At 67.4% G+C, this 13,410-nt stretch carries 14 protein-coding genes; 9 read left to right on the top strand and 5 right to left on the bottom strand.

Annotation, left to right across the window (positions count from 1 at the left end):
- The first annotated feature begins 12 nt into the window (after window positions 1-12).
- Window positions 13-1,035 carry an alpha/beta hydrolase gene (locus ACFULV_RS14370; protein WP_378632461.1) on the top strand — a complete coding sequence of 341 codons (1,023 nt, stop codon included), beginning with the start codon at window positions 13-15 and terminating at the stop codon, window positions 1,033-1,035.
- A 145-nt stretch (window positions 1,036-1,180) separates the two neighbouring features.
- Window positions 1,181-2,419 carry a TetR/AcrR family transcriptional regulator gene (locus tag ACFULV_RS14375; RefSeq protein ID WP_378632139.1) on the top strand — a complete coding sequence of 413 codons (1,239 nt, stop codon included), beginning with the start codon at window positions 1,181-1,183 and terminating at the stop codon, window positions 2,417-2,419.
- Window positions 2,420-2,423: 4 nt separating this feature from the next.
- Here ACFULV_RS14375 and ACFULV_RS14380 read toward each other — a convergent pair whose 3' ends face one another.
- Window positions 2,424-3,935, bottom strand: coding sequence for an aldehyde dehydrogenase family protein (locus tag ACFULV_RS14380; RefSeq protein WP_378656563.1), 1,512 nt, complete (start codon window positions 3,933-3,935; stop codon window positions 2,424-2,426).
- A gap of 311 nt (window positions 3,936-4,246) precedes the next feature.
- Here ACFULV_RS14380 and ACFULV_RS14385 point away from each other — a divergent pair, with 311 nt between their 5' ends.
- The 3 genes from ACFULV_RS14385 to ACFULV_RS14395 are packed head-to-tail and all read left to right on the top strand — an operon-like array spanning window position 4,247 to window position 6,899.
- The gene (locus ACFULV_RS14385; protein ID WP_378656566.1) at window positions 4,247-5,248 is read left to right on the top strand and encodes an ATP-binding cassette domain-containing protein; all 1,002 of its coding nucleotides are present in this window, start codon (window positions 4,247-4,249) and stop codon (window positions 5,246-5,248) included.
- A 5-nt stretch (window positions 5,249-5,253) separates the two neighbouring features.
- On the top strand, window positions 5,254-6,057 hold the full coding sequence (locus ACFULV_RS14390) for an ABC transporter permease (protein WP_378656569.1): 804 nt from the start codon (window positions 5,254-5,256) through the stop codon (window positions 6,055-6,057).
- A complete protein-coding gene (locus ACFULV_RS14395) occupies window positions 6,054-6,899 on the top strand; it encodes an ABC transporter permease (RefSeq protein ID WP_378632149.1) in 846 nt (281 codons plus the stop codon). The genes ACFULV_RS14390 and ACFULV_RS14395 overlap by 4 nt, the downstream gene beginning before the upstream one ends.
- Before the next feature lie 58 nt (window positions 6,900-6,957).
- Here ACFULV_RS14395 and ACFULV_RS14400 read toward each other — a convergent pair whose 3' ends face one another.
- The 4 genes from ACFULV_RS14400 to ACFULV_RS14415 all read right to left on the bottom strand — a co-directional run bounded on the left by ACFULV_RS14400 (window position 6,958) and on the right by ACFULV_RS14415 (window position 10,885).
- Window positions 6,958-8,142: a lycopene cyclase family protein gene (locus ACFULV_RS14400; protein ID WP_378656572.1), complete on the bottom strand. Its 1,185-nt coding sequence runs from the start codon at window positions 8,140-8,142 to the stop codon at window positions 6,958-6,960.
- A 79-nt stretch (window positions 8,143-8,221) separates the two neighbouring features.
- Window positions 8,222-9,391 (bottom strand): ABC transporter permease, encoded by a 1,170-nt coding sequence (locus ACFULV_RS14405; protein ID WP_378656574.1) that lies wholly within the window; start codon window positions 9,389-9,391, stop codon window positions 8,222-8,224.
- A 70-nt stretch (window positions 9,392-9,461) separates the two neighbouring features.
- A complete protein-coding gene (locus tag ACFULV_RS14410; protein WP_378656577.1) occupies window positions 9,462-10,343 on the bottom strand; it encodes an ABC transporter ATP-binding protein in 882 nt (293 codons plus the stop codon).
- Window positions 10,344-10,408: 65 nt separating this feature from the next.
- Window positions 10,409-10,885 carry a hotdog fold domain-containing protein gene (locus tag ACFULV_RS14415; RefSeq protein ID WP_378656580.1) on the bottom strand — a complete coding sequence of 159 codons (477 nt, stop codon included), beginning with the start codon at window positions 10,883-10,885 and terminating at the stop codon, window positions 10,409-10,411.
- Between the two features lie 558 nt (window positions 10,886-11,443).
- Between ACFULV_RS14415 and rpsJ the strand changes: the two genes are divergently transcribed.
- From rpsJ to rplW, 4 genes are read left to right on the top strand one after another with little or no spacing between them, the layout of a single operon-like run.
- Window positions 11,444-11,749 carry a 30S ribosomal protein S10 gene (gene rpsJ, locus ACFULV_RS14420; RefSeq protein WP_040804197.1) on the top strand — a complete coding sequence of 102 codons (306 nt, stop codon included), beginning with the start codon at window positions 11,444-11,446 and terminating at the stop codon, window positions 11,747-11,749.
- Window positions 11,750-11,763: 14 nt separating this feature from the next.
- Window positions 11,764-12,429, top strand: a complete 666-nt coding sequence (gene rplC / locus ACFULV_RS14425) for a 50S ribosomal protein L3 (protein WP_071926407.1) — start codon at window positions 11,764-11,766, stop codon at window positions 12,427-12,429.
- Entirely contained in the window at window positions 12,426-13,100 is a 675-nt protein-coding gene (rplD, locus tag ACFULV_RS14430; RefSeq protein ID WP_101464455.1) for a 50S ribosomal protein L4, read from the top strand. The genes rplC and rplD overlap by 4 nt, the downstream gene beginning before the upstream one ends.
- Complete coding sequence (rplW, locus tag ACFULV_RS14435) at window positions 13,097-13,402, top strand: 50S ribosomal protein L23 (protein ID WP_056818486.1); 306 nt, start codon at window positions 13,097-13,099, stop codon at window positions 13,400-13,402. Before rplD ends, rplW begins: the two co-directional genes overlap by 4 nt.
- The last annotated feature ends 8 nt before the right edge of the window (window positions 13,403-13,410 follow it).

Consider the following 13,410-nt stretch of genomic DNA (forward strand, 5'->3'; position numbering starts at 1 on the left):
CGGGCCGCGGCGATGATCGCGGCAACGGCAGTGGCGGCGGGACTGATGTCCGGCATCGGTACGAGCCCGGCATCAGCTGACCCGATCATCGATTCCAAGAGCCTGCTCGCCAACCCGGTCTCCGAGGACGGCTCCAAGATCGTCAAGGCCGAGGTGAAGGACTCGCGCAGTCTGCGACTGCACGTGTACTCCGCGGCCATGGACCAGAACATCATCGTCGACGTGCAGCGCCCCGCCGACGCCTCGGTCCCGCGCCCCACCCTGTACCTGCTCAACGGTGCGGGCGGCGGCGAGGATTCGGCGTCGTGGGTGGCCAAGACCGACGCGCTCGAATTCCTCAGCGACAAGAACGTCAACGTCATCCAGCCGATCGGTGGCGCCTGGAGCTACTACACCGACTGGATCCACGACGACCCGGTCGTGGGCCGCAACAAGTGGAAGACCTTCTTCACCGAGGAACTGCCCCCGCTGGTCGACGGCGCGCTGGGCACCAACGGTGTGAACGCCATCGCGGGTCTGTCCACCTCCGGCACCACCGTGCTCGCGCTGCCGATCGCCAAGCCCGGCCTGTACAAGGCGGCCGCGGCGTACAGCGGTTGCGCGCAGACCTCCGATCCGGTCGGTTCGGAATTCGTGAAGGTCACGGTCGAGACCTGGGGCGGCGGTGACACCATGAACATGTGGGGTCCGCAGGGCTCGGAGGAATGGGTCAAGAACGACCCGTACGTGAATGCCGAAGGGTTGCGCGGCGTCGATCTCTACATCTCCACCGGCAACGGCCTGCCCGGCCCGTACGACACCCTCGACGGTCCGTACGCGCTGCCCGGCGCCTACGGTCTGGCCAACCAGATCGTCATCGGTGGCGTGATCGAGGCGGGCACCAACTACTGCACGCACAACCTGGCCAACCGGCTCAACGAGCTGGGTATCCCGGCGACCTTCAACTTCCGCCCCAACGGCACCCACTCGTGGGGCTACTGGAAGGACGAGCTGAAGCTGTCGTGGCCGACCCTGGCCCGCGGGCTCGGCCTGTAGACACCGGTATCTCCCGAACCGCCCCGATAGCGAGCGCGTCGCTGCCGGGGCGGTCCCATTTCCTCGACCTGCCCTCGACGTTTGCGAATTGTGGTTAACTTAGGTTGACTGGACCAACCCGGTCCGCGCAACGGAAAGTGAGTGCATGGTCGCCGATCGCAGTGAGGCCGAACAGGCCCGCGAGCCGACGACCGCACCTGCCCGTGTCGTGCGCCGCAGGCCGAAGGACCGCAAGATGCAGATCATGCGGGCCGCCGCCCGTGCGTTCAGCGCGCGCGGCTACTACCCGGTCGGCGTGGACGAGATCGCCGCCGAGGTCGGCATCTCCGGACCCGCGCTGTACCGCCACTTCGCCAACAAGTACGCGCTGCTCGTCGCCGCCGCCGAGGAGGGTGCTCGGGGTTTGCGCGATGTCGCGGCAGCGGCAGACGACCCGTCGCTGAGCCCGGAAGCCAGGCTCGACGCGGTGCTCACCGCCGTCGCCGAACGCAATATCGACATCCGGCGCGAGGCCGGCCTCTACCGCTGGGAACGCCGCTACCTCGAACCCGACGACCGGGTGCGCATCCGCGCGTTCTATCGCGAACTCGAGGCGAACGTCGCCGCGCGGATCGCCGACGTCCGGCCGGAGGCGAGCGCCGACGACCGCATCCTGCTCGCCGTCGGCGCGCTGAGTTCGCTGGCCAGCATCGCCGCGCACCGCACCACCCTCTCGCACAGCCGCATGCTCGCGGTGCAGCTCGAGATGGCCTGGGCGATCGTGCGCGCGGAGCTGCCGCCGACCCCCGCCGCGGCCGAGCCCGACAAGCAGCCCCGTGGCCTGCCGGTCACCTCGAAACGTGAACAGCTGCTCACCGAAGCGATCCGGATCTTCGGCCGCAACGGGTATCACGAATCCGGCATCGAGGAGATCGGCGCCGCCGTCGGCATCAACGCCTCCAGCGTGTACCGCCACTTCGACAGCAAGGCCGACCTGCTCGCGGCCGCTTTTCATCGCACCGCCGACCGGCTCGCGGTCGCGATCGGCGAGGCGCTGGCCGAGAGCGAGAACCGGGCCGACGCCGCCCGCCGCATCGCCGACCAGCACGCGCGCCTCACCTTCGCGACGCCCGAGATCGCGCCCGTCTACTACGCGGAGTTCAGCAACCTCCCGCAGGCCGAACAGCACCGTCTGCGCGCCATCCAGCGGCAGAACATCCTCGAGTGGGCCAACCTGCTCGACGGCGACCCGATCGAAGCCCGCTTCCGGGTGCACGCCGCCGTCGGCCAGATCATCGATGTCGGCCGGCTGCTGCGCTTCGACTCGCGGCCAGAACAGCTCGCCCGCCTCGCCGCGCTGACCGGCGCGGTGCTGCTCGGCAGCGGCTCGGCGGACGGGAACTAGCCGCTCAGCCGCGGCCGTGGCGTAAACGGAACAGGGCTTTCGCCGTCTGCAAGTGCCCTGGCCTGCGGTCGAAGGTCGACAGCCGGACCGGGGCCCGATAGCGCCTGCGCGCGATCGACATCGTGCGGCTGTATTCGTACAGCCCGTGCTGACCGTGGCTGTGTCCCTGGCCGTATTCGCCGACACCGCCGAACGGCAGGGCCGGGATGCCGGTGAACGCGGTCGACGAATTCACCGTCACCACACCCACTTTCAGCTGTTCGGCGATGAGCTCCGCGCTGGGGATGTCGAGGGTGAAGATGGTGACGGCGATGCCGTTGCCCGCCGCGTTCACCCGGGTGACCGCGTCGGCCAGGTCGGCGACCCGGTTCACCACGAGCACCGGGCCGATTCCCTCGCCGGTGATCGCGATGCTCTCCTCGGGAACCTCGGCCAGCACGATCGGCTCCACGTACGGGTCGCGGAACGAATCGAGCCCGCCGAGCACCGCGTGCCCGCCGTGGGCGAGCGCGTCACGGACCTGTCTGCGCACCACGTCGACCTGGGTGGCGTTGATCATCGGCCCGTAGGAGGCGCGGTTGTCGGCGCCGGGACGCAGCTTCGCCGCTCGCTCGGCCACCCTGGCCAGGAAGTCGTCGAACACCGAATCGGCGACATAACAGCGCTGGATGCCCGAGGAGTTCTGCCCGGCATTGGCCATCGCCCCGAACACCGCGGCCTCCGCGGCCGCGTCGAGCACCGCGTCGACGTGCACGATCATGCTGCCCTTGCCGCTGTTCTCCACCACCACCGGCGTCAGCGTCTGGGCGCACAGCGCGATCACCTCGCGTCCGCGCGCTTCGGGCCCGGCGTAGGCGATCTTGTCCACCTCGGCCTTGCACAGGGCGGTAGCGGTCCGCGAATTTCCGGTAACCGCTTGCAGTACGGGTTGTTCGGGCGAGATCGCGGCCCAGCTGTCGGCCAGCCAGGTGCCGACACCGGTACTGAGTTCGTGCGGGTTGAACACCACCGTGTTGCCCGCGGCCATGGCGTAGGCGATCGAACCCATCGGCGTGAACACCGGGTTGTTCCACGCGCCGAGCACGCCGATCACCCCCAGCGGCAGGTAGCCGACGGAGGCGTGCTGATTGCGGGTGAACCAGCCGGTGGACAGGCGCTTTCGGCCCAGTGTGCGCTCGGCGTTGCGGGCGGCCCAGTCCAGATTCTCCACCGCCAGCATCACTTCGAGAGTGGCGTCGGCCTCCGGTTTGCCGGTCTCGCTGCGCAGGAGTTCCACCAACTCGCCTGCGTTCCTGGCGATCTCGCGACGCCAGTCGAGGAGCAGGTGCTTGCGCTCACTGAACTCCAGTTCCCCCCACCAGTTCTGGGTGGCGCGTGCGGTGCGCACGACACGGGTGACCTCGGCCGTGCCCTGCACGGGATACTGCGCGAGCTGTTCACCGGTGCGCGGATCGAATGCCGTGAGCACATCGGATCGACCGGCGGGCGCGGCGGCGGTAGAAGCCGACTCGACCATGGTCACCTCCCCAAGATCGAACACGCCCGCACGCGGGCCGGTGAGACGAGTGTTTCCCCGCTGTCAGCGTATGGGCGCGCGGCCCGGCCGACAAGGTTCCCGCACTGCCCTTGCACTGCCCAGGTGAGCAACACCACAGCGCGCCGCAGGCAGCGCCCGGCAAACCGGGCGCATCAACGCAGACGGGGCCCGGAAAACCGCCGGACCGGTAACATCGCGCCGAACGGTATGGATCACTTACCGGGAAGAATTTATTCCGCGTGCGCTCGTCTCTTCCAGGGCCGTGCGCACCGGCCGATGGTGGAGAGTTGATGCCGAGTTCGATCTCAGGGGATTCGCCCGCAGGTGGCGTCGCGTCGAGCGACAGTGAACCCGCGGTGCTGGTGTCCGACGTGCGCAAGTCGTTCGGCGATGTGCACGCTTTGCAGGGCATCAGTTTCCAGGCCGGCAAGGCCAGTGTGCTGGGCATTCTCGGACCCAACGGCGCGGGCAAGACCACCATGGTCAAGGTTCTGTCGACCCTGCTCCGTCCCGACTCCGGCACCGCCGTCGTCGCGGGGCACGACGTGCTAACCGATGCCGCGGGCGTGCGCCGCTCGATCATGATGACCGGCCAGTACGCCGCGCTCGACGAGAACCTGACCGGCCGGGAGAACCTCGAGCTGTTCGGTCGCCTGATGGGCCTGACCAAGTCGGCCGCCCGCAAGCGCGCCGAAGTGCTGCTCGAGGAATTCGACTTGGTGAGCGCGGGCAAGCGGGCCGTGCGCAACTACTCCGGCGGCATGCGCCGTCGCGTCGACATCGCCTGCGGGCTGGTGGTGCGGCCCGAGGTGGTGTTCCTCGACGAGCCGACCACCGGCCTCGACCCGCGCAGCCGCCAGGGCGTGTGGGATCTGGTGACCGCGCTCAAGAACCAGGGCATCACGGTGCTGCTGACCACGCAGTACCTCGAAGAGGCCGACGTGCTCAGCGACAACATCATCGTCATCGACAAGGGCACCGTCATCGCCGAGGGCACCGCCGACGAACTCAAAGCCAAGACCGGCGGCAGCTTCTGCGAGATCGTGCCGCTCGACCCGAGCCGCGTCCCGCAGACCGTCAAGGCCCTCGGTGACCTGGTACCGGCCGCTGTCGCCGCCGAGACCGACGGTGCCGACAAGGTGTCCATCCCGGCCCCCGACGGCGCCGCCACCCTCGCCGAGGCACTGCGCAGGCTCGACGCCGCGGGCATCGACCTGGCCGACATCGCGCTGCGCAGGCCCTCGCTCGACGACGTGTTCCTATCGATCACCGGCCACTCGGGCGGCCACTAGTGAGCGTGTCCACCCCCGCGGCGAACAGCTTGTTCGCCGAGCTTCCCGCTGTGCGCCCGAGCAGTTTCGCGCAGTGGCGCGCGCTGACCGGGCGCATCGTGCACACCATGGCCACCAAGGGCGAGCTGATCGTCGCGGTGCTCACCCCGCTGGTGGTGACCGTGGCCTTCTACCTGCCGTTGCGGTACGTGATGAAGGTCCAGGGCATCGATTACGCCCAGTACGTGATGCCGATCGTCGTGCTGCAGACGATGGCCATGACGATGATGTCGAACGCCCAGCTCGCGGCGTTCGAAGCACTCACCGGATTGAGTACCCGTCTGCAAACCATGCCGATCGGTTCGCTGGTTCCGCTGATGTCGCGTATCTGCGCGGGTCTGGTGCGATCGGTCGTCTCCCTGATCGCGACCGTCGGGTACGGCTATGTGATCGGGTTCCGGTTCACCGGCGGCTGGTTGCAGGCGCTCGCGTTCTGCGGATTCGCGCTGACCGTCGGCGTGGTACTCACGCTCGGCGCCGACGCGCTCGGCAGCCTCACCAAGAACCCGGAGGCGCTCAGCCAGGCCCTCACGCTGCCGATTCTGATCTTCGGCATGATGTCGACCGGGTTCGTGCCCGAGGCCAGCTTCCCGTCGTGGGTGCGGCCGTTCGCGCGCAACCAGCCGATCTCGCAGTTCGCCCAGACGCTCAGCGATATGGCCGCGGGTCATCTGAGCTGGGCAGGCACGTGGGTCTCGCTGGCGTGGCTCGGCGGACTGGCTGTTTTCTTCCTCCCACTGGCTGTGTGGGCGAGTGTGAGGCGATCATGACGACAATCGAGAAGGCGTCTGTCGAGGAGGCCGCGGCCGACCTCCCGGTGGTGCACACCAAGCCGGAGGGTTCGGTGTCGGTGTGGTTCACCCACAGCCTGATCCAGACCAAGCGTCTGCTGATGGTGTGGTTGCGCGACCCGTCGACGACCATCCAGACCATCGCCTACCCGGCGGTGACCCTGCTGATGTTCCGGATCGTGCTCGGTGACTCGATCACCGCGGCCACCGGCGCCCCCAGCATCTACGGCCAAGCCGCACTGCTCACCCTGGTCGCGGCCATGACCGGCGCGGTGGTGAGTGCCCTCGGGTTCAAGCGCGAGAAGGCTTCGGGGCTGCTCAGCCGGTTCTACACGATGCCGCTCAACAAGGCCTCGCTGCTGACCGGCCGGCTGCTGGCCGAGATGCTGCGCATCCTGCTCACCACGCTGATCGTGCTGCTCGTCGCGGTGCCGCTCGGGTTCCTGTTCATGGAGGACCCGTTCGCCAATATCGCGCTGGTCCTGGTTCCGGTGCTCTTCGGCATCGGGTTCGCGGTGATGGTGACCGCGCTGGCCACGATCACCGAGGGCGTGATGCTGATCAGCCTCATCGGCATCCTCAACACGCTGCTGATGTTCTTCAACACCGGCTTCGTCCCGGTCTTCGCCTACCCGACCTGGTTGCAGGACGTGGTCGCCAATCAGCCGATGAGCTGCGCCATCGATGCGATGAAGGGCCTGTCCTACGGTGGGCCGGTCGCTGAACCGCTGCTGAAGACCGTCGCCTGGACGGTCGGCATGGTCGCGGTCTTCGCCTACCCGGCGATCGTCGGCTACAAGAAGGCCGCCGAGTCGTCCTGAGACCCGGACCACCTCGCTTCTGATCGCCGCCACGAACGTCGTGGCGGCGATCAGTGCGTTACCGGCTGGGGGAGTCGGCGTCGGCGGGAGTGAAGGGGTAGTCGAGCCAGCGGTCGCGGTTGGTCCAGCCGACGAGGTCGTAGCGCCAGCGGAACGGCCAGGTGTGGGCCACGGTGTTGAACAGCACGGCGCCGAGGGCGGTGTAGTCGTCGTGGGCCGAGAGCAGGGCCCGCTGACCGCGTTCGGATTCGGTGAAGAAGGCGTCGAACATGGCGATCGACTGATCGGTGGTGAGCCGGCCCAGACCCCACAGACCACGCATGCGCATCCAGTAGACGGCCCTGGCCTGCCACGGCCAGAGGGCTCCGATCGGGTCCTCACCTCGCTGCACCGCGGCGACGGCGGTGTCGGCCAGCGCGAGAGAGTCGGCCACGCTGTAGCCGGTGCACGGGTGCATCATCCCGCCGCGCGAGCCGAACGGCACCGCGATCGCCGTGCCCTTCTTCGGGGGCCGCTGATCCAGGGGATAGTGGGCAGCTTCGTGCGGTTCGTCGCCGGTGAGCTGGATACCGTGTGCCGCGAGTCTGCTCAGCGTGCGCTTGCGTAACTCGTGCTGCGGCATCCCGCCACGTAACCCGAGGCTCGTCTCCTCGAAGATCACCGTCCCGTCCCCGAGCGGTACCGCGTAGAGGAACGACGGCGGCTCGTCCGGGCCCGCCCCGTTCTCCGGCCGCCAATCCAGCAGCAGCCCCTCACCTTCGGCGACCATCGGTGCCGCGGTCTCCGCGTCCACGAAGATCCCGTGCGCCGAGGCGGCCCTGCGCTTGCCCAACGTCGGCAGCCCCCGGGTATCGAACACCGCCCCCGCCGAGATCACCGTCCCGTCCGCGAGTTCCACCTCGTGCGCGTCCACGCGCCGCGCCCGATCCGCGAAGACGGTCGCGTCGTCCAAGGCCAACGCGGCGTGCAGCCCAGCCTTGGAGAGCACGCAATACGGCCGCTCGATCCGATGCTTGCCCTTGGTCCACACTGTCGGCGCCGCGATGCGCTGCGCGATCGCACTCGCGGGCAGCCACTGCGGCAGCTCGTCGATCCAGCAGGAGAAGGTCGGCGGGAACAGCCGCTCCGGCCGCGGATCCACCGCGGCCACCCGCAACTCCGCCACCGCGGCCCGATGCGCCAGCCCCCGCCCGGCCGGCCCCAGCCCGACCACACAGATATCGAATTCCCGCACAACACTCACGTCCGCATTCAATCGGCCCCACCCATCGCCACGCAAGCATCAGTGACCCGGTCGTCACACCGCCTCGACGCCGCGATTCCTAGTCCTCCAAGGCCAGGGCCTGGCGCATGGTCAGGCGAGCTTGGGTCTGCATCAGCGAGCGGCGGTAGATCTTCTCGGCGACGACGACGATCCCGTAGGTGGCGATCGCCATCAGGGCGAGGGCGATGAAGGGTTCCCACCAGGCGGCGGTGCCGTCGGCCAGGCGGGCGGGCATGGCGACGATGGACATGATCGGGATATAGGAGCCGATGACACGGGCGGTGCCGGTGAGGAAGATGCCCGCGAACAGCACGATCATGATGAGCAACCCGAGCGGAGTCGAGGTGGACTGGAGGTCTTCGCTGCGAGTGGCGAGCGCGCCCGCGACGGCCCACAGGCTCGCCAAGGCGAGGAAGCCGACGAGGAAGAAGACGATGAACCAGCCCGCGGCCCCGGCGATCTGGCCCAGCTGAGCACCCTTGCCGGTCGCCGCCAACCCGACCAACCCCGCCCCGACGAACAGTGCCAACTGCGCGAACGCCAGTGCCGCGTTGCCCACGACCTTGCCGATCAGCAACTGCCGCAACGGCATCGCACTGGCCAGGATCTCCACGATGCGGTTCTGCTTCTCCTCGACCACACTCTGTGCGATGGACATGCCGAACAGCACCGACGCCAGATAGAAGAGGAACGCGAAGACGAACGAGACGATCTTGGCCAGGCCCGGGTCGATCGAGCCCTTCTCGAGCAGGTCGTAGCTCACGGTCGCACCGCGGGCCAGCTCGTCGAGTGAGACGCCGGCGGCGGCGGCATTGCGCTGCAACGCGATCTGCTGTGCGGCGGCGGTGATGTAGGTGGTGGCGTTGTCGTCCTCGGCGGTCTTGCCGATCAGCTGCCATCCGCTGGGTTCGGCGGGAACCAGGCCCACGTCGACCTCGTCCTCGCGGACCGACTGCTCGACCGCGGCCCGGTCGGCGACGGGTCGCGCGATGAAGCTGGTGTCGGTTCCCGCGTTCGAGGCCAGGGTGTTCGCCGTGTCGAGCACGACCGTGGTGTCCGAACCGGCGATCGCCACGTCGATCTTGTCGGGCCTGCTGCTGAGGAACCCGGTGAGAACCAGCGACGCGACGATCACCACGAGCGTCACCACCGTCGAGATGACGAAGTTGCGGTCACGCAGCTTCACCGCGATCTCCCTCGCGGCAACGATCCGCCACACGCCGCTCATGCTGCATCTTCTCGGCATGAGCGGGCGCCTTCCGTGGCCACGCGAGCTACCGCCTCCAGGCGCTGACCTCTCATGCCGTCACCTCCCGGTAGATTTCGGCGACCGTCGGCCGGACCGCGGTGAACTCCCGCACCGACCCTCGCGACAACGCCTCCTTCAGCACCCCATCGGTGCCGCCGTCGGCGACCTCGAACAACACGCCCGGCCCGGCACTCTCGACCACGCGAACCCCTGGATACTCCCGCAGCCATCCCGCGTCACCGTCGACCACCAGCCGATACCGTGAGCCGTTGCCGCTGGACCGCAACTCGTCGACCGAGCCCTGCCCGACCACCCGGCCCGATGCGAGCACGACCAGCTGATCGCACAGCCGCTCCACCAGATCCAGCTGATGCGAGGAGAACAGCACCGGCACGCCCTGATCGGCGTACTCGCGCAGCAACTCCACCATCGAATCCACGGCGAGGGGGTCGAGGCCGGAGAACGGTTCGTCCAGGATCAGCGCCGTCGGCTGTGCGATCACCGCCGCCGCGATCTGGACGCGCTGCTGATTGCCCAGCGACAACGATTCGAGCTTGTCCTTGCCGCGCGCGCCCAGATCGAACCGCTCCAGCAGGCTTTCGGTACGCGCCTTGGCCTTGTCGGCGGGCAGTCCACGCAAGCGCGCCAGGTACACGAGCTGGTCGAGCACCGGCTGCTTGGGATAGAGCCCCCGCTCCTCGGGCATATAGCCGAACGAACGCCGGTCCAGCTCGGTCACCGGCCGTCCGTCCCACCGCATCTCGCCGGACTGAACGGCCAAGACGCCCATGATCATTCGCATCGTGGTGGTCTTGCCCGCCCCGTTACCCCCGACGAACCCGGTCAGCGCACCGGGCAGGACGGCGAACGACACGTCGTCGACCGCCACGTTCTCCCCGAACCGCCGCGTCACATGGGCGACTTCCAACATCGAACTCCCCGTCCTTTGTTGCCTGGCCCACAACCGTACCGGTGCCGCGGTTCACGCGGCCGCGATCAGAGTGGCGACACCCAGGTGGTGATGTCGGCGTGCACGACCTCGATGCCGTCCTTGTCGTAGATCGAGACGGGAACCGTCAGTTCCTGGCCCTTGGTGATCGCGGCGAAGTCGGGGATCTCGTCGAGCTTCGCCACCGCGCGCAGGCCGGATTCCGCCTTGGCCAGGTACTGGACGTTCATCGACTTGGGGATCCAGCGGTGGGTGGTGGGGACGGTGGCCTCGCTCAGCATGCCCATCGCCACTTCGGCCAGATTGCAGGCCGCGATCGCGTGGAAGGTGCCGAGGTGGTTGTGGATGCCGAACCACTTCGGGGAGGTCACCTCGCAGACACCGGGCTCGAGACGGACCACCTGGGGGAGCACGGTGCCGAAGTAGGGGACCCGGGCGACCATGCCGAGTGAGAACAGCGCGTGCCCGATGCGATTGTCGGGCAGCTTCTTCCAGCCGCGGTAGGTCGCGGTTTCCTGTGTCATGGGCACTATCTTACTCAAAAGTAAGTTATGTCGTAACCCTCCGGTGGCCGGGCGGGGCGACGAGCCAGCTACCATTCATCGGTACAGCCCAGCCGGCGGTGCGGTCGAGGTGGAAGCCCCTGTGGGGGCGTGATCGATACCTCATGACCCCCGATTTGAAGGACGTCGTCGGCATGGTGCATACTGTTCGGGTTGCCTTGCGCAGGATTGTTCGACTCTCCGGAGCGGATACCTGAACAAGGGGAGCAGTAGTTTGTATCTCGCCGGTTCGCCGGTGTGGATACGTTCGGAACCACGCACTTCCGGCCCATGGTGAGCAATCGACCGGGGTCGGAGATTAAGAGTTAGGGCGACACGCCCGACCGCGTGGACCGGAGAACCATGACAGATGAACAGCGGCGAGGACTAGGTAGTGCCTTTGTGGCGCCCTGGTTGCGGGTCTTTCAGTGGGAAACCACGCTGAGGCGTCTTCTTTGTGGTTCGGGCTGTGCAAATTGAGGGTGGTGCGGGAGCTAGCTCCTGTGACCACGAAGGAAAGCGGAGAAAAGGACACTTAGCGTGGCGGGACAAAAGATCCGCATCAGGCTCAAGGCCTATGACCACGAGGCGATCGACGCGTCAGCGCGCAAGATCGTGGAAACGGTGACCCGCACCGGCGCCCGTGTGGTCGGGCCTGTGCCGTTGCCGACCGAGAAGAACATCTACTGCGTCATCCGTTCGCCGCACAAGTACAAGGACTCGCGCGAACACTTCGAGATGCGCACGCACAAACGCCTCATCGACATCCTCGACCCGACGCCGAAGACGGTTGACGCGCTCATGCGCATCGACCTCCCGGCCAGCGTCGACGTCAACATTCAGTGACGGGGACTCGAGACATGACTGACAACAAGAACCGGCCCGCAGCCGGCATCCTGGGCACCAAGCTCGGCATGACCCAGGTCTTCGACGAGAAGAACCGCGTAGTCCCGGTCACCGTCATCAAGGCGGGCCCGAACGTGGTCACCCAGATTCGTACCGTGGAGCGCGACGGCTATTCGGCCGTGCAGATCGCTTTCGGCGCCATCGACCCGCGCAAGGTGAACAAGCCGACTTCCGGCCAGTTCGCCAAGGCCGGTGTCACCCCGCGCCGCCACGTCACCGAGATCCGCGTCGCGGATGCCTCCACCTTCGAGATCGGCCAGGAACTCTCGGCTGATGTCTTCGAAGAGGGCACCTACGTCGACGTGACCGGAATCAGCAAGGGCAAGGGCTTCGCCGGCACCATGAAGCGTCACGGCTTCAAGGGCCAGGGCGCCTCGCACGGTGCGCAGGCTGTGCACCGTCGCCCGGGTTCCATCGGTGGCTGTGCCACTCCCGGCCGCGTGTTCAAGGGCATGCGCATGTCGGGTCGTATGGGTAACGACCGCGTCACCACGCAGAACCTCTCGGTTCACAAGGTCGACGCCGAGAACGGCCTGCTCCTGGTCAAGGGTGCTATCCCTGGCCGCAAGGGCAACGTCGTGATCGTCAAGAGCGCCGTGAAGGGTGGTGCGCACGCATGACCAGCCTCGACAAGAAGGCCAACCTGACGCTGACCGTTAAGGCCGCAGGCGGCAAGACCGAAGGCACCGTCGAACTCCCCTCGGAGATCTTCGACGTGACCGCCAACGTCGCGCTGATGCACCAGGTCGTCATCGCTCAGCTGGCCGCCGCTCGCCAGGGCACCCACTCCACGAAGACTCGTGGCGAGGTCTCCGGTGGTGGCAAGAAGCCGTACCGCCAGAAGGGCACCGGCCGCGCCCGTCAGGGCTCGACCCGTGCGCCGCAGTTCGCCGGCGGTGGCACCGTCCACGGCCCGCAGCCGCGTGACTACAGCCAGCGGACCCCCAAGAAGATGAAGGCCGCCGCCCTGCGCGGTGCCCTCTCCGACCGGGCCCGCAACGAGCGCATCCACGTGATCACCGAACTGGTCTCGGGTCAGAACCCGTCGACCAAGATTGCCAAGGACTTCCTGGCCGAGCTCTCGGGCCGCAAGAAGTTCCTGGTCGTCGTCGGCCGCGAGGACGTCGCCGCGTGGAAGAGCGTGGCGAACCTGCAGAACGTGCTGCCGATCGCCCCGGATCAGCTCAACACCTACGACGTGCTCAACAGCGACGACGTGGTGTTCAGCGTCGAGGCCCTGAACGCTTTCGTTCACGGTCCCGCCGAGGCGGCCCAGGAGGAGAGCAAGTGAGCACCATCGCCGACCCCCGCGACATCCTGCTCGCACCGGTCATCTCGGAGAAGTCCTACGGGCTGATCGAGGAAGGCACCTACACCTTCCTGGTGCACCCGGACTCGAACAAGACGCAGATCAAGATCGCCGTCGAGAAGGTTTTCGGCGTCACGGTCACCAGCGTCAATACCGCCAACCGTCAGGGCAAGCGCAAGCGGACCAAATTCGGTTACGGAAAGCGCAAGGACACCAAGCGCGCACTCGTGACCCTCTCGGCCGATAGCAAGCCCATCGAGATCTTCGGAGGACCGGTCGCGTAAGCGCCTGG

The organism is Nocardia sp. NPDC057272 (assembly GCF_042668615.1).
GTDB lineage: Bacteria > Actinomycetota > Actinomycetes > Mycobacteriales > Mycobacteriaceae > Nocardia.